General features: G+C 68.9%; 19 protein-coding genes. 9 read left to right on the forward strand and 10 right to left on the reverse strand.

Features of this window, described 5'->3' with window-relative positions; translation table 11 throughout:
* Window positions 1-241: 241 nt before the first annotated feature.
* Complete coding sequence (locus AB7O82_RS19180) at window positions 242-997, reverse strand: glucosaminidase domain-containing protein (RefSeq protein ID WP_428543435.1); 756 nt, start codon at window positions 995-997, stop codon at window positions 242-244.
* Between the two features lie 259 nt (window positions 998-1,256).
* Between AB7O82_RS19180 and tagH the strand changes: the two genes are divergently transcribed.
* The 8 genes from tagH (at window position 1,257) to AB7O82_RS19220 (ending at window position 11,627) form a co-directional block, all read left to right on the forward strand.
* Window positions 1,257-2,708, forward strand: a complete 1,452-nt coding sequence (gene tagH, locus AB7O82_RS19185) for a type VI secretion system-associated FHA domain protein TagH (protein WP_428619961.1) — start codon at window positions 1,257-1,259, stop codon at window positions 2,706-2,708.
* Window positions 2,705-3,163 (forward strand): type VI secretion system lipoprotein TssJ, encoded by a 459-nt coding sequence (tssJ, locus tag AB7O82_RS19190; RefSeq protein WP_428543439.1) that lies wholly within the window; start codon window positions 2,705-2,707, stop codon window positions 3,161-3,163. The genes tagH and tssJ overlap by 4 nt, the downstream gene beginning before the upstream one ends.
* A 64-nt stretch (window positions 3,164-3,227) precedes the next feature.
* Window positions 3,228-4,556 (forward strand): type VI secretion system baseplate subunit TssK, encoded by a 1,329-nt coding sequence (gene tssK, locus AB7O82_RS19195; protein WP_428543441.1) that lies wholly within the window; start codon window positions 3,228-3,230, stop codon window positions 4,554-4,556.
* Between the two features lie 16 nt (window positions 4,557-4,572).
* The gene (gene tssL, locus AB7O82_RS19200; RefSeq protein ID WP_428543443.1) at window positions 4,573-5,973 is read left to right on the forward strand and encodes a type VI secretion system protein TssL, long form; all 1,401 of its coding nucleotides are present in this window, start codon (window positions 4,573-4,575) and stop codon (window positions 5,971-5,973) included.
* A 3-nt stretch (window positions 5,974-5,976) separates the two neighbouring features.
* Window positions 5,977-9,516, forward strand: coding sequence for a type VI secretion system membrane subunit TssM (gene tssM / locus AB7O82_RS19205; protein WP_428619951.1), 3,540 nt, complete (start codon window positions 5,977-5,979; stop codon window positions 9,514-9,516).
* A 13-nt stretch (window positions 9,517-9,529) separates the two neighbouring features.
* A complete protein-coding gene (gene tagF, locus AB7O82_RS19210) occupies window positions 9,530-10,198 on the forward strand; it encodes a type VI secretion system-associated protein TagF (protein WP_428543447.1) in 669 nt (222 codons plus the stop codon).
* A complete protein-coding gene (locus tag AB7O82_RS19215) occupies window positions 10,198-11,049 on the forward strand; it encodes a PP2C family protein-serine/threonine phosphatase (protein WP_428543449.1) in 852 nt (283 codons plus the stop codon). Before tagF ends, AB7O82_RS19215 begins: the two co-directional genes overlap by 1 nt.
* Window positions 11,050-11,324: 275 nt before the next feature.
* Window positions 11,325-11,627: an alkylphosphonate utilization protein gene (locus AB7O82_RS19220; RefSeq protein WP_428543451.1), complete on the forward strand. Its 303-nt coding sequence runs from the start codon at window positions 11,325-11,327 to the stop codon at window positions 11,625-11,627.
* A gap of 81 nt (window positions 11,628-11,708) precedes the next feature.
* Here the strand turns inward: AB7O82_RS19220 and AB7O82_RS19225 are convergent, their stop codons facing one another.
* The 8 genes from AB7O82_RS19225 to tssB form a co-directional block, all read right to left on the reverse strand.
* Window positions 11,709-13,214 carry a class I SAM-dependent methyltransferase gene (locus AB7O82_RS19225; RefSeq protein ID WP_428543453.1) on the reverse strand — a complete coding sequence of 502 codons (1,506 nt, stop codon included), beginning with the start codon at window positions 13,212-13,214 and terminating at the stop codon, window positions 11,709-11,711.
* On the reverse strand, window positions 13,211-14,248 hold the full coding sequence (gene tssG, locus AB7O82_RS19230) for a type VI secretion system baseplate subunit TssG (RefSeq protein ID WP_428543455.1): 1,038 nt from the start codon (window positions 14,246-14,248) through the stop codon (window positions 13,211-13,213). The genes AB7O82_RS19225 and tssG overlap by 4 nt, the downstream gene beginning before the upstream one ends.
* Window positions 14,249-14,283: 35 nt before the next feature.
* Complete coding sequence (gene tssF, locus AB7O82_RS19235; protein WP_428543457.1) at window positions 14,284-16,125, reverse strand: type VI secretion system baseplate subunit TssF; 1,842 nt, start codon at window positions 16,123-16,125, stop codon at window positions 14,284-14,286.
* A 3-nt stretch (window positions 16,126-16,128) separates the two neighbouring features.
* Entirely contained in the window at window positions 16,129-16,659 is a 531-nt protein-coding gene (gene tssE, locus AB7O82_RS19240; RefSeq protein WP_428543459.1) for a type VI secretion system baseplate subunit TssE, read from the reverse strand.
* Entirely contained in the window at window positions 16,656-17,498 is an 843-nt protein-coding gene (locus AB7O82_RS19245; RefSeq protein ID WP_428619955.1) for a type VI secretion system accessory protein TagJ, read from the reverse strand. Before AB7O82_RS19245 ends, tssE begins: the two co-directional genes overlap by 4 nt.
* A 134-nt stretch (window positions 17,499-17,632) precedes the next feature.
* Window positions 17,633-19,213 carry a type VI secretion system contractile sheath large subunit gene (gene tssC / locus AB7O82_RS19250; protein WP_428619956.1) on the reverse strand — a complete coding sequence of 527 codons (1,581 nt, stop codon included), beginning with the start codon at window positions 19,211-19,213 and terminating at the stop codon, window positions 17,633-17,635.
* 34 nt (window positions 19,214-19,247) lie between these two features.
* Entirely contained in the window at window positions 19,248-20,738 is a 1,491-nt protein-coding gene (gene tssC, locus AB7O82_RS19255; protein WP_428543465.1) for a type VI secretion system contractile sheath large subunit, read from the reverse strand.
* Between the two features lie 3 nt (window positions 20,739-20,741).
* Window positions 20,742-21,251, reverse strand: coding sequence for a type VI secretion system contractile sheath small subunit (gene tssB / locus AB7O82_RS19260; protein ID WP_428543467.1), 510 nt, complete (start codon window positions 21,249-21,251; stop codon window positions 20,742-20,744).
* 190 nt (window positions 21,252-21,441) lie between these two features.
* On the opposite strand from tssB, the gene tssA reads away from it, so the two are divergent.
* A complete protein-coding gene (gene tssA / locus AB7O82_RS19265; protein ID WP_428543469.1) occupies window positions 21,442-22,581 on the forward strand; it encodes a type VI secretion system protein TssA in 1,140 nt (379 codons plus the stop codon).
* Window positions 22,582-23,013: 432 nt separating this feature from the next.
* Here tssA and AB7O82_RS19270 read toward each other — a convergent pair whose 3' ends face one another.
* Entirely contained in the window at window positions 23,014-23,490 is a 477-nt protein-coding gene (locus AB7O82_RS19270) for an Hcp family type VI secretion system effector (protein WP_428543471.1), read from the reverse strand.
* Between the last annotated feature and the right edge of the window lie 6 nt (window positions 23,491-23,496).

Genomic DNA, 23,496 nt, shown 5'->3' on the forward strand with positions numbered 1-23,496 from the left:
CTGAGGAGGCCGCGCAGTAGATCGTTGAAAAAGCGGTGTCGCAGCGGTCTCTCCTTTGCCGACCAAGGGCGAAGGTTACTTCGCCCGATTCGAGACGCGGCCCTGCGGGCCGCTCCTCAGGGCGAGGATTGTTCTTAGTTTAACGCCTATGGCACCTCCTCCGATTGCGGGGGGACTACGGGGGAGAAGAGGAGATGTGCGTCCCACCCCCCTAGCCGTCATGCGGGGGAGCAACGGGCTGTCACCCGTCGTGTTGCTTGAGGCCGTAGGTGGTGATGACCCATTTCAGGGTCGTGCCGTACTGCGGGTCGGTGGCGTAGACGCCGGTCAGGGCGTCGGCGAAGCGCTCGACGTCCTCGACCAGCTCCATGGCGGCCTTGTAGGGCGATGCCGTCGCCAGCAAGGCCCCGTGCTGGTCGAAGGCCTCGGTGATGCTCTCGAAGCGGCGGAAGCGGGCCGTGATCTGGACGGTCTTGCCGTCGATCACCTCCTCGGTGGCGGCTTCGACGGCGGCCTGCGAGGCGGTGGCCTTGATGCCGAACGGATTGTTGCTGTCAGGCGGCATGGCGGCACCCCAGGCGCTCTCGACGATCCATTGCGCCAGGGTGATCGAGGCTGGGATGCGCCAGCGCCGCTGCGAGGCCTTGGCCGCCTCGATCAGCTCGGGCGGGATGATGCCGACGTGGCCGTAGCGCGGGGTGGGCGGGGCTTCCTTGGTCACCAGCGGGCGGGCCGCCAGGGCGTAGTAGGTGGGGCTGCCCGGCGCCACGTGGCCGCTCGGCGGATTCATGTTCATCACCACGGCCTGGAACGCCTTGATGGCCAGGACGGTGCCGGGGTCGATGACGCCGGTGACCGGCACCTCGGTATGCGGCTTGGGCAGGCGTTTGTTGAGCAACGACTGGATGACGAACACGTCACCCGGGCCGTTCACGGCATCATGGCCGACCGAGGTGAAGATCGGCGGCGCTACGCTTCCCACCTCGTCCGTGCTCAAGATTGTCTGGGACGGGACTAGGCACATGGCGGCGGATTCGCTTGAAAGGAACTCCCCGCATTCAAGGATGGCCGCCGCCCCGGAAGCCGTCAACAGGGCGCGCCGGGCAGGCATGCCGGGCGCGCGTCGGCCAAATGCGATTGCCCAGCGCCGGGTTCCACGACTAGAATTTCCACAATCGGGGCCTATCAGTCGGAAGGGCGACGCGGACCGTCGCCGCTTTCCTCCCGCCACAGGAGTGAGCCCTCACGTGTCCCTCATGCTCGTCACGATCCGTTGTCCCGACAACGTGGCTCCAGAACGACGCGAAGTCCATGGTGGCGAGTTTTCGATTGGCCGGGGCCGCGATAGCGACTGGGTAGTGGCCGATCCCGAACGCCATCTGTCCAAGCGCCACTGCCGTTTGGTCTACGAGGGCGGCGACTGGGAACTGCAGGACCTCAGCACCAACGGCACTTTCGTCAACCAGTCCGGCGATCCGATCGGCAAGGGCGCGTCGCAGAAGCTGCGGCATGGCGATCGCATCAAGTTCGGCCTCTACGAGATCGAGGTGGTCCTCGACGAGGGCCGATCCGGCGCTGTTCCGGCCGATCACGACCGGTTCCTGACCGGGACGCAGCGCGACGATTTCGCTTTGCGCGCGCCGTCGCCGGGGCAGGAGGGACGCAGCCCCTTTGGCGGCCAGGCCGTCTTTGGCGACCAGCGGGCTGGTGGCGATCACGGTGCCTTTGGCGACAGGGACGCCTTCGGCGACAAGGGCGTTTTCGGCGACCAGCGCGGCGATCGGGCCTTTGGCGACGAGAGGCTGTCCGGTCCGATCGCGCCCGCGCTGCCGCCCGAATCGCCGATTCTGCCGCCCGACTTCGACCCCCTGGCGCCGATCCAGGAGCCGTTCACCGGCCCGACGACGCCGGATCACGCGCCGGCGCTGTCCAGCGCCTTCCGCCCGCCGACTCCGGCTGCGGTGATCCCCGACGACTGGGATGTGGCGCTGCCCTCCGGAGCGCCGCCACCTCAGGCGCCCCGCCCCCAGCCGGCCGCCGCGCCACCCGCTGCGCCGCCGCCCCAGCAGCAGCAGCAGCCGGAACCCGCACCCGCACCCGCGCGCCGCGCCGCGCCGGACACCGCCCTGGCTGCGGCCTTTCTGCGCGGCGCCGGCTTGAGCGAGGCGACGCTGGCCGATCCCGAGAAATCGTTCGAGCGGCTTGGCGGGGCGATGCGTGCCACCGTCAGCGGGTTGCGCCAGACCCTGATGGCGCGCGCCAGCATCAAGGACGAGTTCCGCATCGAGCAGACCATGATCCGCCCCAGCGGCAACAACCCGCTGAAGTTCTCGCTCGACGACGACGACGCCATGAACACGCTGCTGGGTCTCGGCCGGCGCGGCAGCATGCCGCCCGAGGAGGCCATCAGGGAGGCTTTCGAGGATCTGCGCCTGCACGAGCTCGCGACCGTCGCCGCCATGCAGGCGGCGGTGCGGTTCCTGTTGGCGCAGCTCGACCCCGAGGCGGTCGAGCGCAAGACACCGACCAGCGCGCTCGATATTCACCCCGCGCAGAAGCGGGCGCGGGCGTGGGAGACCTTCGTGCAGCAGCATCGCAGCATCACCCGTGCCCTGTCGGATGATTTCGACAGCGTGTTCGGCAAGGCCTTCGCGCGTGCCTACGAGGAGGCGATCGAGAAGCTCACCAACGAGGGGACACCCCCATGATCGCCCGCCGCAAGCTGCTCCTGGCGTCTTCCCTGCTGCCGGTCGCCGGCTGCGCCGGCGGTCCGCCGGCACCCGCCGTGGTCGACCTCACCATCCGGGCCGGCCCCAACATCAATCCCAACAGCGCCGGCACGCCGGTTGCCGTCGCCGTGCGCGTCTATTCGCTGATGAACCGCGGGCGCTTCACCTCGGCCGACGCCTACGCGCTGATGGAGCGCGAGGCCGCGGTGCTGGGCGACGAGAGCGCCGGCTCGGAAGAGGCGGTGGTGCGGCCCGGCGAGACCCGCAAGCTCATGCTCTCGCCCAAGACGGGCGTTCGCTACATTGGTGTCGCGGTGCTGTTCCGCGAGATCGACCGCTCGCAATGGCGTGCCGTCGCCTCGATCGCGCCCTCCGGACTGACCAGGCTCACCCTCACCATCGGCGCCAATCGGGCTGACCTGGCATCCGCATGAGGTGGGCATCCGCGCGAGGTGGGCATCCGCATGAGCTGGGAAGCGGCATGAGCTGGGAGACCCAATGACCTGGTCGAACAGAGTGGTCTGGCTGGAGGGCATGTTTCTGCGCGTCCAGCATTTCCAGCAGCAGGACCGCTGGGTCGAAGCGCTCGTGCGCGATCGGACGGGATCCTTGCGTCCGCACGGCTGGGGGCTGGTCGACGGCGCGGTCAACCGCAACCTGCTCGGCACGGGCCAGTTCGCGTTGGCCAACGCGAGCGGCGTGTTCGAGGATGGTACGCCTTTCACCCTGCCCGGCGAGACCGACCAGCCGGTGCCGCTCGACGTGCCGGAGTCGACGCGCAACGCCGTCGTCTATCTCGCCCTGCCGATGCGTCAGGCCGGGTCGGTCGAGATCGCCGCCGACGGCGCCACGGAAGGTCGTTACCAGCAGAAGGGCTTCGAGGCCTACGACACCCATTCGAGCTCGCCGCAGCCCGCCGAGGTGCAGATCGGCCGGCTGCGCCTGCGCTACATGCTCGAGACCGAGAACCGCGCCGGCTACCACTGCATTGGCCTCGCCCGCATCGTCGAGGTTGCCGCCGATCGCCGCGTGACCCTCGACGACCAGTGGATCGTGCCGTGCCTGGTCTCGTCGGCGGCGGCGCCGCTCGGCGGCCTGCTGGCCGAGCTGAACGGCATGCTCAACCAGCGCGGCGAGGCGCTGGCCGCGCGGCTGGTCGCGCCGGGCTCGCGCGGCGTCGGCGACGTCTCCGACTTCCTGCTGCTTCAGACGGTGAACCGGGCGCAGAAACTGCTGGCCCACTGGGCGAGCGACGGCAACGTCCATCCGGTCGATCTTTACGCCGCCCTGGTGCAGCTGGCGGGCGAGCTCGCCACCTTCACGGAAACCACCCGTCGCCCGTCGGAGTATCCGTCCTATCGCCATGCCGACCTGCAGCGCAGCTTCGCGCCGGTTGTCGCCGATCTGCGCCGCTCGCTCTCCGCCGTCATCGAGCAGACGGCGGTGCAGATCCCCCTGCAGCTGCGTGCCTACGGCATCCGCGTGGGGCCGATCGTCGACCGCAGCATCCTGCGCTCGTCGACCTTCGTGCTCACCGTGCAGGCCGACGTGCCGACCGAGACCCTGCGCCGGCTTTTCCCGTCGCAGGTCAAGATCGGCGCCGTCGAGCACATCCGCGAGCTGGTGAATGTCGCTCTGCCGGGCATCGCCGTGCGCGCCTTGCCGGTCGCGCCGCGGCAGCTGCCGTTCTATGCTGGCGCGACGTACTTCGAGCTCGACCGCAACTCGACGCACTGGAAAGAGCTGCATACGTCCGGCGGCTTCGCCCTGCATGTCTCGGGCGACTTCCCTAATCTGAACATAGAATTGTGGGCTATTCGCGGCTGAGGACTGAGAGGCGAATATGAGTGACAATCCTTTCGCCGAGCCCGACGACAGCAACCGAACGATCATTCGTCCGAACCCTGGCCGGCGCCGGTCGGCCGCGCCGGCACAAGCGCCGGCGCCGCAGCCGGTCGGTGGCGACACGCGCGCCGAGCCGAGCCCGCGAGCGCCGGACGCGGCAGCTGCTCGCGTCGCCGAAGGGACCGAGAACATCCACATCGGCGACGACGTCCTGACCGCGGCGGCCGGACCTCTGCTGCAGTTCATGGCGCGCTTGCGCAATACCGCCAACCCACCCGACTCCGGCGATCTCTACCAGCGCACCGTCCACCAGATCCGGCTGTTCGAGGTCGAGACGCGCGACAAGGGCGTGCCGCTCGAGCAGCTGCGCCCGGCGCACTATGCGCTGTGCGCCAGTCTCGACGACGTCGTGCTCAACACGCCGTGGGGCAACAGCGGGACCTGGGCCGAGCGGTCGCTGGTCTCGACCTTCCACAAGGAGGTGCGCGCCGGCGAGCGCTTCTTCGATGTGCTGAAGCAGATGTGCGACAACCCAGGCAGGTTCCTGCCGGTCATCAAGCTGATGTACCTCTGCATGTCGCTGGGCTTCGTCGGCCAGTACCGCCTGTCGCGGCGCGGCCTCGGTGATCTCAACAAGATCCGCGAGGAGACCTACGCCGTCATCGCCCGCCAGCAGAAGGCGGCCGACGCCGACCTGGCGCCGCACACCAAGGGCATCAACGCCCCGTACCGGCCGGCGCGCTTCAGTCTGCCGCTGTGGGTCGCTGCCGTGGCGTGCCTCGGCCTCGTCGGCGGCCTGTTCCTGTGGTTCTCGATCAGCCTCAACGCGGCGTCGGACGGCGTCTACGCCAGCCTGCAGGGCGCGCCACCCGAACGCATGCCGACGATCACCCGCACGCCGTTCGTCGAGGCCAAGCCCGTGGTGGTGGTGACGCCGCCCCCGCCGCCCCCGGAGCCGAGCGCCCTCGACAAGCTGCGCGAGTTCCTGAAGCCCGAGATCGAGCAGAAGCTGGTCGAGGTGCTGGGCACGCCGGCGCAGCCCCTGGTGCGCATCACCGGCCGCGGCATGTTCGCTTCGGCCAGCGCCACGGTGAACGAGAGCTTCAAGCCACTGCTCGACCGCATCGGCCTCGCCCTCAAGGATGAGCAGGGGCCGGTGAAGGTCATCGGCTACACCGACAGCGAGCCGATCCGCACCATCGCCTTCCCGTCGAACTTCCAGCTCTCGGCCGCGCGCGCCCAGGCAGCGTCGAAGATCATCGCCATGACGATCGGCGACCCGGCACGACTCTCCACCGAGGGCAGGGCGGAGGCCGACCCGATCGACACCAACGCGACACCGCAGGGTCGCGAGCGCAACCGGCGCATCGAGATCGTCCTCAACCGGCAGGGGACCTAGGCCATGACGGTGCTGCGCTTCCTCGTCTCGCGCTGGGTGCTGAGCTTCGTCGGCGTCGCCATCCTGGCCGCCCTGGTGTGGCTGTTCGGTCCGCTGCTCCAGCCGCTCGAAGGCTGGATCCCACGCGCTGCCATCATCGCCGGCTTGGTGCTGATCTGGGCGGTCGTCAACCTGACTCTCGACCTGCTGCGCCGGCGGCGCGAGCAGGACCTCGAGAAGGGCGTGGCCGAGAGCGCCGAGGTGGCCGACGACGGCACGCGCGAGGAAGCGCTGGCGCTCGGCGAGCGCATGACCCAGGCGCTGTCGCTGCTCAAGAAGGCGCGCGGCACGCACGGCTATCTCTACGAGCAGCCGTGGTACGTCATCATCGGACCGCCGGGCGCCGGCAAGACCACGGCGCTCCTGAACAGCGGCCTCAATTTCCCGCTGGCGGCGGAGATGGGACAAGGCGCGGTCGCCGGCGTCGGCGGTACGCGCATGTGCGACTGGTGGTTCACCGAGAACGCCGTGCTGATCGACACCGCCGGCCGCTACACCACCCAGGATTCCAACCTGGCCGTCGATCGCGCCGGCTGGGATGCCTTCCTCGACCTGTTGAAAAAGACGCGGCCGCGCCAGCCGCTGAACGGCGTGATCGTGGCGATCGCGCTCACCGACGTCGCGGCGGCGTCGCCCGAGGAGCGTACTGCCCATGCCCGAGCCATCCGCCGCCGCATCAAGGAGCTGCAGGAGCGCCTCGCGATCCGCATTCCGGTCTATGCGCTGTTCACCAAGGCGGACCTGATCTCGGGCTTCACCGAGTATTTCGACGATCTCGACCGCGACAAGCGCAACCAGGTCTGGGGCGTCACCTTCCCGCTCGCCAAGGGCGAGCCCGGCGTGGTCACCAAGTTCCCCGAGGAGCTGCAGCTGCTGGTCGATCGCCTCGACAGTCAGCGGCTCTACGATCGCCTGCAGTTCGAGCAGAGTCCCGAGCGCCGCACCCTGATCGCCGCCTTCCCGACCCAGATTGCCTCGCTCAGCCAGCCGCTGCAGGCGTTCCTCATGGAAGCCTTCGCCGGCTCGCGACTCGATCCCGCGCCGTTCCTGCGCGGCGTCTACTTCACCTCGGGCACCCAGGAAGGCACGCCGATCGATCGCCTGACCGGCACGATGGCGCGCTCGTTCGGCCTCGACCAGCGGCGCGCCGCGGCGCTGCGCCCGCAGCAGGGCCGCAGCTACTTCCTCGGCCGCCTGATCTCCGAGGTGATCCTGGGCGAGGCGATGCTGGTGAGCGAGCCGCCGTCGGCGCGCTTCCGCCGCATGATCCTGCGCGGCGCCGCGTTTGCGGTGATCGGCCTGGTGACGCTGGGGCTCGGCGGCTGGCTGGTCGTCAACCGCACCGAGGGCGAGCGCGAGATCGCGGCGATGACTCAGGCGATCTCGACCTATCGGGAGCTCGCCCAGCAGACGACGTTCGATCCGGTGAACGATGCCGACTTGCCGCGCCTGCTGCCGCTGCTCGATGCGGCGCGCGAGCTGACGACCGCGGCCAAGGCGCGCCCGGGCGTGCTGGCGAGCTTCGATCTCAGCCAGGGGCCGAAGCTGCGCGCCGGGGCCGAGGCGGTCTACCGCCATGCGCTGGGCTACGCCCTCCTGCCGCGCCTGGTTTGGCGTCTGGAAGGGCAGATGCGCGGCTTCTTCACCGAGCCGGACTTCCTGTACGAGGCGACGCGCGTCTACCTCATGCTGGGCGGGCAGGGCCCGCTCGATCCGGCGCTGATCAAGGAGTGGATGACCTACGACTGGCAGCATCAATATTCCGGCGCCGCCAACCTCGTGATCGTAGCGAGCCTGCAGAAGCACCTCGACGCCCTGTTGGCCCAGCCGCTGCCCGCCGTGCCGCTCGACGATGCGCTGATCGCCCAGGCGCGCACCACCTTCAGTCGCGTGTCGCTGGCGGCGCGCGCCTATTCGCGCATCAAGCCGTCGGCGGCCGCGCAAGCCCTGCCGCCGTGGAAGCCGAGCGACGTGCTGGGGCCGGCCGGCGTGCGCGTCTTCACCCGCGCGTCGGGCAAGAAGCTGAGCGATGGCATTCCGGGCTTCTTCACGGTCGAGGGCTTTCACAGGGTCCTGCTGCCGGCCCTGACGACGGCGACGCGGGAGGTCGCCTCGGAAAGCTGGGTGATGGGCCAGAAGGTACCGGCCAACCTCGATCCGACCCAGCAGGCCGAGCTCGCCAACAACGTCATCAAGTATTACCTCGACGACTACGCCAAGGCGTGGGACGCGCTCCTGCAGGATCTCGAGATCGTGGCGCTGCGCAGCCTGCCTCAGGCGGCGCAGGACCTCTACGTCCTCGCCTCGCCGCAATCGCCGATGAAGAGCCTGCTGACGGCGGTCGCCCGCCAGGTCACATTGACGGAGCCTCCCAAGCCCACGGCAGCGGAAATCGCTGCGGAGGAGGCCGAGAAGGCCGCCAAGACCAAGGCGGCGACCGCCTCGCCGCTCACCATGACCCGCACTGCAGCGGCGCTGGCGGCGCAGCTCACCGGCCAGCAGGGCGCGGGGGCCATGCCGCTCGGTCACGAGATCGACGAACGCTACCGACAGCTGCGCGAGCTGGTGTCGACGACCGGCGGCGCGCCCATCGATCAATTGCTGAAGCTTCTCAACGACCTGCAGCAGCAGCTTGCCAAGCTGGCAGCGATTGGCACCGGCTCGGTGCCTGCACCCGTCGGCAGCGATCCGTCGCTGGCGTTGCGCGCCGAGGCGCAGCGCCAGCCCGCCCCGCTCGACCGCTGGCTCTCCAACATGGCCGAGTCGAGCACGGCCTTGCGCGGCGGCGGCGCGCGCCAGCAGGTGGCGGCGGCCTACAACGGCGCCGGTGGCCCGGCTGCGCTCTGTCCGCTCGCCGTCAACGGGCGCTTCCCGTTCGTGCCGGGCAGCTCGCTCGAGACGCCGCTCGATGACTTCGCCAAGCTTTTCGCGCCGGGCGGCCTGCTCGACGGCTTCTTCAACACTCAGCTCCGGCCCTACATCGACACCACTGGCAAGGTGTGGAAGCCGCAATCGGCCGATGGCGTCGCGGCACCGATCTCGCCGGCGGACGTGCTGCAGTTCCAGCGCGCCGCCGTCATCCGCGACCTGTTCTTCGCGCCCGGCTCAACGACGATCGCCGTGCGTTTCGACATCACGCCGATCTCGCTCACGCCCGGCGCCTCCAGCGTCAGTCTGGAACTGGACGGGACGTCGATCACCTATGCGCACGGGCCGACGCGCTCGACCCAGATCACCTGGCCGGGAGCGAACGGGATGCGTAACGTCCGCCTGGTATTCAATCCGCCGCCGCCGGGCGGCACAGGGGTGTTCTCGGAGACCGGGCCGTGGGCCATGTTCCGCCTGTTCAGCAGGGGAACGCTTCGGCCAGCCGGCTCGCCTGAGACCTTCACGCTCACCTTCGGCGGCGGCGATGCGGTCTTCGAGCTGCGCGCCGGATCGGTCATGAATCCCTTCGCACCGGGCGTCCTGCAGGATTTCCGCTGCCCGGCCGTGCGCGGCTAGCCGGGGCGGGGTCATGGTCGTGCTGCCTTCGCAGGCCCGTGCCGGCCTATTCGGCAAGCTGCCGGCGCGCGGCGATTTCGTGCGCGAGAACCTGCCGCGCGATTTCACCGATGCATGGGACAGCTGGTGGATGCGCGGCATAGCCGACACGCAGCAGCGCTACGGCGAGGACTGGCGCGAGGCCTGGCTCGAGGCGCCGGTCTGGCGCTTCGTGCTGCCGCCCGGCCTGTGCGGGGCCGGCGGCGTTCTCGGCCTCTGGATGCCGAGCGTCGACCGCGCCGGGCGCTACTCGCCGCTCACCATTGCGGCGACTGCGGCGGCCGACTGGGCGCCGCTGGTGCCGGCGATGAGCGAGTTTCTCGACGAGGCGGAAGAGGCAGGTCGTGATGCTCTGGCCGACGATCTCTCGCCGGCCGAGCTGCTCCAGCGCATCCAGGATGCGTTCGACGTCTTCGAGCCGGCAGAGGAGTCGCCGATCACCATCGCCGCCGGTCAGGCGGCGTGGTGGACCGAAGGCGGCCCGCGGGTCGGCGAGCGCCTGGTGACGGGCGCGGCCTTGCCCGAAGGCCGCGACTTCGCCGCCCTGATCGACGAGCGGTGGGGCGAGGTCGAAGCCGAGACCGAAATCGCACCGGCGGCGGCGGCGCAGCCGGCCGACGCCGATCCGACGGAAGGTGCCTGATGCCCAATTCCGGCATCGCCCAGGACGTCGCCCAGTTCGGCAGCTTCCGCTCGCGCGCGGCGACCCACCCCGGCACCGCCGGCCGGATGAACGAGGACGGGTATCTCAATCGTCCCGACCTCGGCCTTTGGGTGGTGGCCGACGGCGCGGGCGGCCATCAGTCGGGCGAGGTCGCGTCGTCCGAAGTCGTCGCCGCCCTGCAGGATATCGCCACCGGCCTGTCGGCCGGCGAGATGCTGCATGAGGTGCGCACGCGTCTCGAAGCCGCTCACGAGCGCCTGCGCAACGCCAGCGAGGAGCGCGGGCAGGGTGTGATCATGGCGACGACCGTCGTGGTCCTGATCGCGCGCGACGATCACTTCGCCTGCCTGTGGGCCGGCGATTCGCCGGCCTACCTGCTGCGCGGCGACGTGCTGACCAAGATCACGCGCGACCACAGCCTGGTGCAGGATCTCGTCGAGAGCGGCATGATCACCGAAGCCGAGGCGGTGAACCATCGCCAGGCCAACATCATCACGCGCGCCGTAGGCGCCGACCAGGAGACGCTGGAGCTCGACAAGCGCACCGGCCCCCTGATGCCGGGCGACCGGCTGCTGCTGTGCAGCGACGGACTCTCCAAGACCCTGTCGCCCGGAGAAATCGCCTCGCTGCTCTCGCTGGAGCAGGGCGCCGATGCCGAGCAGCTCGTCATGGCCGCCATCGACGCGCGCGCGATCGACAACGTCACCGCGATCACCATCGAGTTCGACGACGCCGATCCGGCGACCACGGTCGAGATTCACAAGTCGCGCGGCCCGGCAGCCCCGCCGGCCGCGCCGGCAAACGGCGCGTCGGGACCCGTTACGAGGTAGGTGCGTCGGCTGGGACCGCGCCACTCCAGTGCCGCTCATGGCATCCGTGATCAACAGGCGATCGATCATGGGGGGAAGCAGCTCGATGTAGCTGCGACACCCGTTCATGGCGACTTGCTCGGCCTGGACGTGCTATCTGGAACTGATTTTGTCGTGATCTGGCCGAAGTTTGCGTCGGCGCCGCATCCGAGATTGAGGCTCCCATCGGCTGCCGCGCAGCCGCTGCCGGTACGACACATGGATCACAGTGCAACGAGACACTACGCAGGATGGATATGAACGGCGAGAACGACGACTATGTTTATGACGAGGCGACCGGCGAATGGCGGCCCGCTTCCGAAATCGCTGCGGAGAAAGCCAAGGCCGCCGAGGTTCGCGACGCATCCGGCAACGTTCTCGCAGATGGTGATTCCGTCATCCTGATCAAGGATCTCAAGGTCAGGGGCGCCGGCCAGACTCTCAAGCAGGGGACGGTCATCAGGTCGATCCGGCTCACGGACAACCCGGAAGAGATCGACTGCCGCCACGATGCGATCAAAGGCCTGGTCTTGCGCACCGAGTTCGTGCGCAAGCGCTGATCACGCGTCAGGTTCCGTGGCGAGTTGTCACCGACTGGTGCTGTCTGCCCGACGCGTGGGCCTGCCCGAAGGGGCCTCGATCTAGCCAGGTATGATCTGAAGCTGCTTCAGCACCGGGATCCGCTGCTCGATCGCGAGGTGCATGACCTCGCGAATCTTGTCGTGCTTCTCCGGCAGCACGTCGCCGCACAGCGTCGCGATCCAGCTCGGCGCGTTGTCGACGCTCTCGCCGTCCAGCAGGCGTGCCGCGATGAACTGCAGGAGCGGCGGCACGGTGAGCCCGGTGCTGAGCGGTGCGCAGGCAAGGCCCGAGCTGCGGGCATCGACGACCGACTTGATGCGGCCGCCGAGGACGCGATTGAGCCTGTGGGCGCCGTCCGGTTGAGCGACCCCCAGATACGGCGCGACCTGGCATTGGTGGGTCCCCACCAGCACGCTCACCAGCTCGGCCGGGTTGCTGTGCGTGGGATCGAGCGCCCGCAGCGCGCCGATCGTCGTCGGGCCGCGCATCGCCGCTTCCATCAGGCCCTTGAGGGCGGGGCTCATCTCGGCGGTGCCGGCGGGGACATGCAGCGTCGTCTGCAGCTCGCCGGGGCTGATCACCGGCGTGATCGCCAGCCGCTCGATCGCGGCGTCGCGGTCGGCGTTGCGCAGGCGGCGTGCGCCACGCACGTAGACGTCGTGCCTGAGATGGCGCTGCAGGCACATGTCCTTGATCAGCTCGCGCATGATGGGATCGGTGTAGCGATCCATCACCGCTCGCTGCTCGGGCTTCAGCGTCAGCTCGGGGAAATTCTCCAGGGGATTCGCCGAGGCGACCCAGTCGAGCTTGGCGCCGGCCATCGCCGCGACGACATCGGCGTGAAACGCCGGCGCCCAATGGGCGTTCATGTATTCGTGCCCGAGATACTCCCTGGACACGGTGTGGATGTTGTCGATCAGCTCGCGCGACAGCGTGCTCTCGGCGAGGTAGTTGGCCTCGACCGCCCGGAGGTCGCGGGCTAGAGCCAGGCCGGCCTCGGCCTGCGCGTCGCTGCGGCCGCCGGACCGCCTGCCGGTCTCGTAGATCAGCCGCTGCAGCCCGAAGCCGCCCTGCCACGCCGGCAGGGCGTTGTAGCTGAGATGAACCAGTGCACCGGGCCTGGTCTTCGCCGCCAGCAGCTTGACGATGGCGGCGCGCACCTCCGGGCTCACCCACGACCACATCCCGTGCATGCTGACGAAGTCGGCCATCGGAAGCGCGGTCCCGGCGGCGCCTTCGGCGAGCTCCACGACGTCGGCTTCGAGGAACTGGATATTGTCGATGCGGGCTGCGTGGGCGAGGCCGTTGGCGATGGCGATATGCGCCGGGTTGTAGTCGACGGCGATGATCTTCCAGGCCGGGTTCGAGGCGGCGATCAGCAGGGCGCCGACGCCGACGCCGCAGCCGAGCTCGAGGTAGCAGGCCTCGTCGTCCGGCGCCGGCATCTCCGCCGCCACGCCGCCCAGCAGGCAGGCGAGCGCCATGCGGACCGGCGATTGCTGGATGTAGAAGCCTTCGATGTAGGCGATATCGGCGACATAGCCGCCGCTCCAGGACTGGGTCATGCGAGTCCTTCGACGATGTCGCCTTCGAACAGAGGCTCGCTGGCATCGGTTCGTCGCGGCGTGACGGGGGAAGTCGGGAGCCAGGTGTTCCAGCCGAGCAGCGGCCCGGCGGCCTTGCCCGTCTCGTCCGGACGCGCCAGCACGAGGGGCGGCACGGCGTCGCGCGCCAGCACCGGATTGACGGCGAAGGCGACCTCGAAGCCAACGAAGGCGCGCACCAGGGACGCGAGCTCGCGGAGCAGCGGCCGATGGGGCAGCAGCCGCTCGAAATACGCGAGGTCGAGCGGACCGATGCGCAGCACGATGCGCGCCTGCTGGTCCCAGGCGCGCACGCCGGCGGCGGCGTTGACGCCGAGCTCGCAGAATTTCCCCGGCGTGTGGCCGACCGGCATGCGCGTCCACTGGTCGGGCGAGAGCGCGAGCCAGGCGCCGGCGAATTGCTCGACCTTGACCGGCCTGCCCAGCCAGTCGGAGGCGAGGGCTTCGAGCCGATCGGCGGACCGCGGATGGGCGGCGAAGAAGCCGGCGTAGTGGCGCAGCGCCGGCGCCCCGGCGAGTAACCTGTCGGAAAGGCCGGGCGTGCCGTAGCCGGTCAGGGAGAGCAGCACCTCGGCGATCGGATCGCCCTTCTGATGGCCGGTCGCCAGCGCGCCGACATCGGCGGCGCGATGCGGCCGGTACTTGGTCCCGGCGGCGGCGAACGCCGCTATCATGCGCTGCTGAAGCAGGTCGAGGAAGTCGGACAGTGAGAACGAGCGCGACCGGCGATCGGCGACGATCGCATCCGAATAGTGGCGCGGCAGCACGCCGACGAAGCCGGTCAGGCCGGTGAGGCCGACCGTGGTGCTCACCGAGGTCCTGCCCGGCTCGACCTTGACATCGACATCTGTGACCTCGGCGCCAGCATAGGACGACCCCGTGGCGGTGGTGAAGCGGCTGGTCTCCGCCGGGTCTGCCTGGCGCCGAAAGAAGCCCAGCACTCTCACCGCGGCATCGAAGGTGAAGCGGCGCGGCTCGGCGCGCAGACGTTCCATCGCCGGACGATGGCGAGGGTTGGCCAGTGGCGGGTTCACAGCAGCACGTGGTGGCCGGCGCGCGGCGGCCAGCTGGCGGCAGACTCGGTTCGGCCGCGCAGGACCGCGCGCGTGCGGACGAACGAGTTCACCGTGGCGTGCAGGGCAAGGAACCGATCGAGCACGGAGGCAAGCACGTACAGTCCGCCAGTGCTCCAGACCTGCTCGTCGAAGGTCAGCGTCACGTCGAGGCCGCGGCAGAACCCGCCGCCGCGCGCGCCCGGACCCTGCAAACCGGGGATGCGCGCCGTGCCGGGCCTGGAGGTGACGCCGACGAGGGCGCGGATGGCCGCCCGCGACTCCGTCGAATCGCGGCAATCGTAGAGGCGCAGGACCTCGCACAGCGCCTCGGCGGCCCTCTCGCCGCCGACGACGCTGAGATGGCCGAGCGAGAGGTGCGAGATGAGGCGCCAGAAGCCGCGCTCCTGCAGCGGCAGGCGCAGGGTCGGGGTTGGCGCCGTGAGGCAGGTGAGCCCGGTCACGACGGCCGCGCCCTCGACCAGCTGCAATGCCGGCCGGCCGCCGCCGAACGGCAGCGATGCGGGCAGCTCGCGGTTGCAGCACATCGCGTCGACCGACAGCACGCTGCCGCCTGCCTGCTCGGGGTCGAACGCGGCGTCGTGCGGCAGCAGGAAGACGTCGGTGCCACGGATGCCGCCGCTGATGTCGCGGCGGACGGTGCCGTAGAAGCCGCCGACCTTGCCCTCCTCGTCGTCGCCGGTTCCGCTGCGCGTCAGGCGATGGAACGGATTCCACGGCCGGAACTCACCGCCCGGCAGGCTTTCGCGCACCCGATCGACCGACCAGATCTCGAAGCTCGCCGGCCGGCGGGCGTCGGGCTCGATGCGATACTCGATCTTGGTGTGATCGAGCGCGATCGGCTCGCAGCGATGGGCGAACAGATTCACCATCGGGGTGCAGCCCAGCATCATGCTGCTGGCCTGGATCGAGCGCTCGAGCGCCGGCACCATGCGGTCGAGATAGACGAAGATGTCCATCTTGCTGCCGGCGGCGACCAGGGTCTTGGCGTCGAGCCGGCAGAAATCGATGAAGTGGAACTTTTCCGGCGCCGCGAAGTACTCGCTGAGCAGGCGGAAGCCCGAGAAGGAGCGGGCAGGCCAGGGAAACAGTGCCTCTTCGGGGGCGAAGCCCACGGCCTGCAGCGTGTCGGGCGGCAGGATGACCGGCTGCGGATCGACAACGTCATCGGCCAGCGCGACCGAGATCGTGTGGGCGAGCAGCAGCTCGAGGAGCTGCGCACCCTGCTCGCCGGCGAGAAAGAAGCGCAGCCTGTCGAGACCGAGCTTGGTGAAGGTCATGTCCGGGTTGGGACAGCGCAGGGTGATGCGCAGGCAGGCCATCGCGCCGCTCGCCGCCGGGTTGGCGGGGGCGGGGAGCGGCATGCCGGAGAGCCGCACCGCCTCGACCTCGACCGGCCACAGAGTCAGCGGATAGGCAGTGCGGAACGAGCACCTCTCGCCGCCGACCGGCTCGGTGGCGATCGCCAGGCCCGAGGGCAGGCGCGCCGGGCCGGCCATCGCGGGATCGGACGCAAAGCGCACGATCGCCACCGACGGCAGTGGCGCCAGGTAGTGGGGGTAGAGCACCGAGAGCAGCGCGTCGGTGAGCTCGGGAAACTCGTCGTCGAGCCGGTGCTGAACGCGCGCGCCGAGGAACGCTACGCCCTCGAGCAGGCGGCCGACATGGGGATCGTCGACCGTGTCCTTGGTCAGGCGCAGGCGGCCGGCGATCTTGGGATGGCGCTCGGCGAACTCGCTGGCCAGCCCGCGCAGGGCCTCCAGCTCGCGATTGAAATAGGCGAGCAGGGCGTCGGACACGGGTCAGCCCTCTCTCGTGGCCACGGTCACGTTCTTGGTGTCGAGATCGACCAGCGTGTCGAAGGTGATCGGCTCGGGCACCGGGTCGGCGGTCAGCAGTGCCTCGATGCGCATGCGGAGCGTGGCGCTCTGCTCGTCGGTGACCTCGATCAGGGTGACGCGCAGGCTGGTGATGCGCGGCTCGAAGCGGCGGATGCAGGCCTCGACGAGCTGGCGCAGTTCCTCGCGCCGGCGCGGGTCGTTGAACGCGCCGGCGGCGAAATCCGGCAAGCCGAAGCCGACCAGCGAGCGCTCCAGCTCCTCGTAGCGGGAATCCCATGAGCGCCAGCGCCGCCGCGTGTTGAGCAGTTCCTCGAGGTCGTGGCCGACGCTGGCGCGCAGGGCATTCATCGCCGCCGCCGCCGACAAAGGCCGATCGGCCGCCTCGGCTGGATCGGCGTCGATCAGCCGGTCGAGGAGGGGAAGCTGGGCGCGGCGCGGCGGATTGCGCGATCCGCCTTCCAGGCTGCCACGGCCGCCGCGCGTGTCGCTCATGCCGCGCTCTTGAACTGGATCGAGCTCATCTCCAGCCAGGTCCTGGACTCCTCGCCCACCACCAGGGTGACGGCGCCGATGCCGCGCGTCGGTCCGCTTTCGCCCATCTGGTGCCAGTCGGTGGCGCGGCCGAGACGCAGCGCGTCGGTCGGCTCGCCCGCGCTCTTGTCGAGGGGCGGGTAGATGGTTGGCAGGTAGACGTCCCCGTCGGGACCGTCGGCGATCTGCACCGTGGCGCGACGCCAGAACAGATCGCGCGGACGCTTCAGCGGATGGAGCTGCATGTCGATGACGCGCTCGGGCGGCAGCCAGAAGTACTTGCCGGTCGTGGTGATCGCCTCGAAGCAGCAGGCGAGCACGTCGTCGCCGTCGCGCATGTCGTCGAACGGCCCGTCCGCGGTGCTGCCGCTCGGATGGACGCGCGCCTCCTCGGCCTCGGCGGCGTATTTTCCCGCGCCGGCAAGGTCGCCGGCACGCAGGGCGACCACGGCGGACAGCGCCAGGCGTTGCGCGGCCGTCGGCTCGCCGAGGAATTCCGGCACCCGGCCTTCGCTGAACAGCTGGCGGCGCGCCGTCTCACCGCGCAGCAGCTGGCGGAACTCGGCGACGACGATGGCCGAGGTCGGATCGAGGTCGGCGCAGGCATCGAGGACGACGTCGACGCGATCGACATTGCCCGCGAACAGCAGCAGCTCGGCCAGCAGGATGCGGGCGCCGATGTCGGTCGGCGCCTTGCGGACCGCGGCGTTGGCCGCGCCCAGCGCCTCGGCCAGCCGGCCTTCCCGGAAAAGCTTGCCGGCGTCGCCGGGGGCTGCAGGCTTTGAGGTCGGTTGAGACATCGAGGCTCCTTGCGAAAGTTCATCCAAGGCGACCGCTCGGCGCCTATCAATAGCCTTTTTCGCCTACCTCGCCAGCCCCCGACGGGGGCGCTCATCTCTCCTCCCCAGCTTCGCTGGGGAGGAGAGATGAGCGCCTACCCCGCCGACGGGGCGGCGATCTCGGTCACGAGGTGGAAGGTCGTCGACACGTCCTCGAGCTGATAGTGAGGGCGCAGCCGCATGATGCAGCCGAACACGCCGGGCCTGCCCAACCGCTCGCGCACCTGGACCTCGCCCTCGACGAGCGGGAAGCGCGCCCGCGATTCGCCGGTGCTGTCGATGTTGGTGTTGACGTATTCCTGGAGCCATCGATTGAGCTGGCGCTCGATCTCGTCGGCGGTCTTGAACGAGCCGACCATGTCGCGGCCCATCACCTTCAGGAGATGAGCGAAGCGCGAGGCGCACAGCATCGAGTTGACCTGCGCCGACAGCCGCGCGTTGGCATCCGCGGCCGCCGCGGTGGCGCCGGTGTAGGTCGCCGGCGCCTGCATGCTGCGCACGGCGCCGAACACCAGGTCGGAGCCGAAGGGCAGTGCCGACACCGGCATCAGACCGACATCGACCAGGTCCTGCTCCTGGCGGGTGCCGAGCTGGTACTCGATGGCGGTGCGCGGCCAGGCGAAGGGTGGCCCGCTGGCGAACGGCTCGGGTGCCAGGTCGGTGACCAGGCCGCCGCCCACCCGGTCGGTCTCGACGCCGCGCACGTCGGCCGGCCAGCCGTTCTCGGCGAAGGCGCGCACCGCACAGGCGGCGAAGGCGTAGCCCGCGCTCATCCACACCCGGCTGCCCGCATCGGGCGCGTGCTCCCAATAGCGGAAGCCGTCGACGCGGCTGGGATCGTCGGTCCACGGATGGCGCGCCAGCAGGCTGGGCAGCGTCACGGCGATGAAGCGCATGTCGGCCCGCGCGGCCAGCGCACGCCAGCGCAGATGCTCGGGGTTGCGCAATGGCGCCGTGACGTCGCGCACGCCGTCGAGGTCGGAGAACCGGTCGATCTCGAGCACCGAAGGATGGAGCGACAGCACCACCGGCATGAACGCCGCGGCGGCGACCGCGGACAGGAGACCGAGCGCGCCGACGTCGTCGGTGGTGGCGCCCGTTGCCGTACGATGGCGCACGGCATGGTCGATCACCATCAGGCCGAACGGCTCGCCGCCCGGCATGCCGAATTCCTCCTCGTAGATCTTCTTGAAGATGTTGCTCTGGTCGAACTCGAGGGCGCGCTCGAGATCGCGGCAGAGCTCGGGCCAGCGGGCATTGAGCACGCGCGCCTTGACGCGGCGGCCCGGTTCGACCCCGGCGATCAGCCAGGCGAGCCCGCGCCAGCGGCCTTCGAACGTCTGAAACCGTGGCACGTGCAGGATGGCGTCGAGTTGGGCGCCGATCGCCGCGTCGATCTCGGCAATGTCGCGGTCGATGGCGGCGCGCAGGCAGTCCCGGCCGCTGGCGAGCAGCCCCACGAAGGCCTCGCCGAACCATGTCCTGAGCGAGTCGTAGGCGCTCTCGCCGCCATGCAGGAACGCCGCCAGGCCGGCGGCGCCGGCAGCGTACCGTTCGCCGAAAAACTGGCCGGCGAGAACCGGATCGCGTAGCGCGTGGCTCTGCTCCTCGGCCGTCGGAGCTCGTGGTCCGACGGCGATGGTATCGAGCGGCGAGGGCGCGGCCGATTCGGCCATGGTTGTGGTTTGCGCTGGCCCAGAGGCCGCGCGGTCAGGCGGCCTTCGGGATGTTGGCGACCATGCGCATGCTGGTGGTCAGCTCCTCCATCTGCAGCCACGGCCGCATGTAAGCGATGGCGTTGTAGGAGCCCGGCTTGCCGGGAATCTCGCGCACCTCGACCCTGGCCTCGCGCAACGGGAAGCGGGCCTTCATGTCCTGCCCGGCATTCTCGTTGGTGTTGACGTAATTCTGGATCCAGCGATTGAGCCAGGCCTCGACGTTGCTCGCTTCCATGAAGCTGCCGATCTTGTCGCGCGCCATCACCTTCAGGTAATGCGCGAACCGGCTGGTCGCCATGATGTAGGGCAGGCGCGCCGAGATGGCGGCGTTGGCGGTCGCCTCGGGGCGATCGTACTTCTTCGGCTTCTGGGTCGTCTGGCCGCCGAAGAACACGGCGTAGTCGGTGTTCTTGTAGTGGCAGAGCGGCAGGAAGCCCTGGTTCGACAATTCGAACTCGCGCCGGTCGGTGATGCCGATCTCCGTCGGGCACTTGGTGTCGGCGTCGCCGTCGTCGGACTTGAAGACGTGGGTCGGCAGGTTCTCGACCTTGCCGCCGCCCTCGGCACCGCGGATGGCGGTGCAGAAGCCGGTCTTGGCGAAAGCGTCGGTGAGACGCGCGCCCATCACGTAGGCCGCGTTGGACCAGCAGTAGGAGTTGTGATCCATGACACGCGACTTGCCGGTGGCGTCGAGCGGCGCCTCCTCGTAGGCGAACTCGTCGATCGGCTTGGTCTCCTTGCCGTAGGGCACGCGGGCGATGACGCGCGGCATGACGAGATTGACGAAGCGCGAATCCTCGCTGTCGCGGAAGCTGCGCCACTTGGTGTACTCGGCCGTCTCGAAGATCTTGGCGAGGTCGCGCGGCTTGGAAAGCTCGGTCCAGCTGTCGAAGCCGAACATGCTGGAATTGGCCGCCGAGATGAACGGCGCGAAGGCGCCGGCGGCGATATTGGACACCAGCCTCAGGGTCTCGATGTCGTCGGGATGGCTGGTCCACTCGTAGTCGCCGATCAGCGCGCCGTACGGCTCGCCGCCCGGCGTTCCGAATTCGTTCTCGTAGATCTTCTTGAACAGCTGGCTCTGGTCGAACTCGATGGCGCGCGTGAGATCGCGGTTGAGCTCGCGTTTGGGGAGGTTCAGCACCCGGATCTTGAGCGTCGTGCTGGTCTCCGAGTTCTGCACCAGGTAGTGCAGGCCGCGCCAGGTTCCCTCGAGCTTGAGGAACTTGGGATCGTGGATGATCGCGTTCAGCTGGGCCGACAGCCTGGCGTCGATCGCCGCGATCGCCTTGTCGAAGGTTCGCGTCAGGTTGCGGTCGAAGGTGACCGTGCCGGCGAGTGCCTGCTCGACGAGGTTCTTGACGAGGTCCTGGGCGCGGTCAGGCTCGGTCTGCTTGGTGTTCGTGATGATCTGGTCGAGCAGACCGGGCGCCGCCTCGGTGACGGCGGCGCCAGCATCCGCTTGGCGTGCGCTCTCAGCCATCTATCAACCCTCCGTTTTCTTGGCGCCGAGCTGGCCCGACAGCGCCTTGAGCTCGGCTTCCGAGCTCAGCACCTGCTCGAGCAGGTTCTCGAGCTCCTCCGAGCGGTCGACCTTGCTCATCAGGTCGCGCAGCTTGGCGCGGGCCTCGAGCAGGGAGGCGAGTGCGGGAACCTGGGCGGCTACGCGCGCCGGCTCGAAATCGTCGATCGAGCTGAATTTCAGGTCGACCGCCATTTGCGTGCCGTCGTTGGCCAGCTTGTTGTCGACCTTGAGCTTGAGGCCGGGCGTCATGTTGGCCATGACCTCGTTGAAATTATCGCGGTCGATCTGGATGAATTTCCGCTCGGCCAGGGGTTTCAGCGGCGCCGTCGGGTCGCCGGAGAAATCGCCCATGACGCCCACGACGAACGGCAGCTCGCGCTGGATCTCGGCCCCCTCGGTCTCGACCTCGTAGGTGATGTGCACCCGGGGCTTGCGAACGCGATTGAGCTTGTCGTGAATACTGGAGCTCATTGGCAGGACCTCCGATCAAACAACAATACGCCGGACGGATTGGGGCGTCCACGGAACGCTTTGCCGTGATTCATGATGGCGACGAGGCCTTGCGCTGACAAGTACGGCCCCCCGCCCGGCAGTGGTTTGACAGTATGACGTCGCGGGATGAATTGTATCAAATCAGTCCACTCCAGGGGGTGTTTCCACGATGGCTTTGGAACTCGGGCCGGACGACCTCGAAGCGATCCTGGCAGCTCTTCCCGGCGACCAGCCCGTCGGAACCGATCTCCGGGAGGATTACACGCCGACCTCGGTCTATTTTCGCCTGCGTGACGCCCGGGCCGATGCGCGGGATGCCGAGCGGCAGGCCGACAGCCCCGACCGGCAGGGCGAGGGGGGCGGTGGCGAGGAGGCTCTGCAGGGCAAATGGCGGCCCGTCGCCGAGCTTGCCGCCGGCGCCTTGAAAGAATCGACCAAGGACCTCGAGATTGCAACCTGGCTGACCGAGGCCCTGGTCCGGACGGCCGGGCTCGAGGGGCTGAAGGCCGGCGCCTCGGTGATCGGCGGGCTGGTCGAGCGGTACTGGGACGGCTTGTTCCCGCTGCCCGAGGAAGGCGACATGGAGATGCGCGTCGCCGCCGTCGCCGGCCTGTCCGGCCAGGGCGCCGATGGCACGCTGATGCAGCCCCTGAGGAAGCTCCCCCTGTTCGCCCGGCCGGACGGCTCGCCGTTCTGCCTCTGGCAATACCAATCCTCCCTCGAGCTGTCGGGTATTCTCGACCCCGAGCGGCGCGAGCAGCGCATCGCCGCCGGCGTCGTGCCCTTCGAGGACGTCGAGAAGGAGGCGCGCGCCGCCGGCAAGGCCCATTGGTCGGCCCAGCGGGAGACCCTGGTCGAGGCCATGGCGGCCTGGGAAGCGATGGGACGCATTCTCGACGAGAAGGCGGGTCCGGCCAGCCCGTCGGGCATCCGGGTGCGCGACGCGCTGCAGCTCATGATGGATACCTGCAACCGTTTCGCGCCGGCGACCGACGAGGCCGCGCCCGCACCCGGGGCCGACGCCGTGACCGCGCCAGTCGCGGCCGCGCGGGCGATGGCGCCGGGGGCTGTCGTCGATGGCGGTCCGATCGCCGGCCGCGAGCAGGCGCTCAGCCAGTTGGAGGAGATCGCCGAATGGTTCAAGCGCAACGAGCCGAACTCGCCGATCGGCTATACGCTCGACGAGACCGTGCGCCGGGCGCGCATGGCCTGGCCGGAACTCGTGGCCGAGCTGATCGCCGACGAGGGCTCGCGTACTGCGCTGCTGACCAGTCTCGGGATGAAGCGCCCCGAGCCACCGGCAGCTTAGGCTTACTGCCTCCCCCGTCATCGGGCAGGGCATTCGCATTTGCCATTTTTCTCCGTCATCCCGAGCGGAGCCGCCCGATCAGGCGCTGATTACAGCGCCATTGGCGGCGCAGTCGAGGGACCTTTCTTGTTGACGCTGCAGGAAGAAAGGTCCCTCCACTATGCCTCGCTATGCTCGGCTCCGGTCGGGATGACGGATTTTTTTGTCATATGCGAATGCTCTGCGTCATTGGGGGTGCCCCGTCCGTCATACGGGGCGGAGGGGGAAAGTCTCGGACGAGATGCTTCGGATTCCGACGTCGGAAGCGGAGAAATCTCGACTGTGGCTTTCCCCCTCCGGCCCCTTCGGGCCACCTCCCCCGATGACGGGGAGGGAAAGATGCATCCGCCCCTCCCCGGAAGAGCCGGAGAGGAGCATTCGAGACGTCTTCGATCAGCTCGCCTTCATCTTCATCAAGTCGTAGGTGACGACGGCGCCCTTCACCGGGGAACCCTTCACGTCGAGCGGCGATGGCGTGTACATGATCTTGGTGAAGTTGAGCGACAGGCTCTCCATCGGCTTGTCGCCGCCCGAGCTCGTCGAATAGCTGGCGACGCCGCAGTCCGTCATCTCGACGGCGAGATAGGTGTCGATCTTGTTCTTGGTCGTGGTCGTCAGCTTTATCTCGACCTTTGTGGAAAACGCGCCGGCCACCGCGTCCTGGTAGAGCTTCGGCGAGGCGACGTCGAATTCCTTGGTGACGACGATGTCGCTGATGTGTGGGTTCGCGCCCTCGCGACCGGCGCCGCCCGCGCCCGACGTGACGTTGCGGTTCACGCCGTACTGGAAGGAATTCAACTCGATCCAATCCTTGAACCCGTCGGCCGTCACCTGGCCCTTGATGTCGCCGAATTTCATGTAGATCGCCATGTCTTG

The sequence above is a fragment of the Reyranella sp. genome (assembly GCF_050185545.1).
Classification (GTDB): Bacteria; Pseudomonadota; Alphaproteobacteria; order Reyranellales; family Reyranellaceae; genus Reyranella.

Bases quoted from the DNA above. Each gene is read 5' to 3' on its own strand.
- tagH (WP_428619961.1), top strand. From the start codon at position 1,257: ATGCTCGTCACGATCCGTTGTCCCGACAACGTGGCTCCAGAACGACGC.
- tssJ (WP_428543439.1), top strand. From the start codon at position 2,705: ATGATCGCCCGCCGCAAGCTGCTCCTGGCGTCTTCCCTGCTGCCGGTC.
- tssK (WP_428543441.1), top strand. From the start codon at position 3,228: ATGACCTGGTCGAACAGAGTGGTCTGGCTGGAGGGCATGTTTCTGCGC.
- tssL (WP_428543443.1), top strand. From the start codon at position 4,573: ATGAGTGACAATCCTTTCGCCGAGCCCGACGACAGCAACCGAACGATC.
- tssM (WP_428619951.1), top strand. From the start codon at position 5,977: ATGACGGTGCTGCGCTTCCTCGTCTCGCGCTGGGTGCTGAGCTTCGTC.
- tagF (WP_428543447.1), top strand. From the start codon at position 9,530: ATGGTCGTGCTGCCTTCGCAGGCCCGTGCCGGCCTATTCGGCAAGCTG.
- AB7O82_RS19215 (WP_428543449.1), top strand. From the start codon at position 10,198: ATGCCCAATTCCGGCATCGCCCAGGACGTCGCCCAGTTCGGCAGCTTC.
- AB7O82_RS19220 (WP_428543451.1), top strand. From the start codon at position 11,325: ATGAACGGCGAGAACGACGACTATGTTTATGACGAGGCGACCGGCGAA.
- AB7O82_RS19225 (WP_428543453.1), bottom strand. From the start codon at position 13,214: ATGACCCAGTCCTGGAGCGGCGGCTATGTCGCCGATATCGCCTACATC.
- tssG (WP_428543455.1), bottom strand. From the start codon at position 14,248: ATGGAACGTCTGCGCGCCGAGCCGCGCCGCTTCACCTTCGATGCCGCG.
- tssE (WP_428543459.1), bottom strand. From the start codon at position 16,659: ATGAGCGACACGCGCGGCGGCCGTGGCAGCCTGGAAGGCGGATCGCGC.
- AB7O82_RS19245 (WP_428619955.1), bottom strand. From the start codon at position 17,498: ATGTCTCAACCGACCTCAAAGCCTGCAGCCCCCGGCGACGCCGGCAAG.
- tssC (WP_428619956.1), bottom strand. From the start codon at position 19,213: ATGGCCGAATCGGCCGCGCCCTCGCCGCTCGATACCATCGCCGTCGGA.
- tssC (WP_428543465.1), bottom strand. From the start codon at position 20,738: ATGGCTGAGAGCGCACGCCAAGCGGATGCTGGCGCCGCCGTCACCGAG.
- tssB (WP_428543467.1), bottom strand. From the start codon at position 21,251: ATGAGCTCCAGTATTCACGACAAGCTCAATCGCGTTCGCAAGCCCCGG.
- tssA (WP_428543469.1), top strand. From the start codon at position 21,442: ATGGCTTTGGAACTCGGGCCGGACGACCTCGAAGCGATCCTGGCAGCT.
- AB7O82_RS19270 (WP_428543471.1), bottom strand. From the start codon at position 23,490: ATGGCGATCTACATGAAATTCGGCGACATCAAGGGCCAGGTGACGGCC.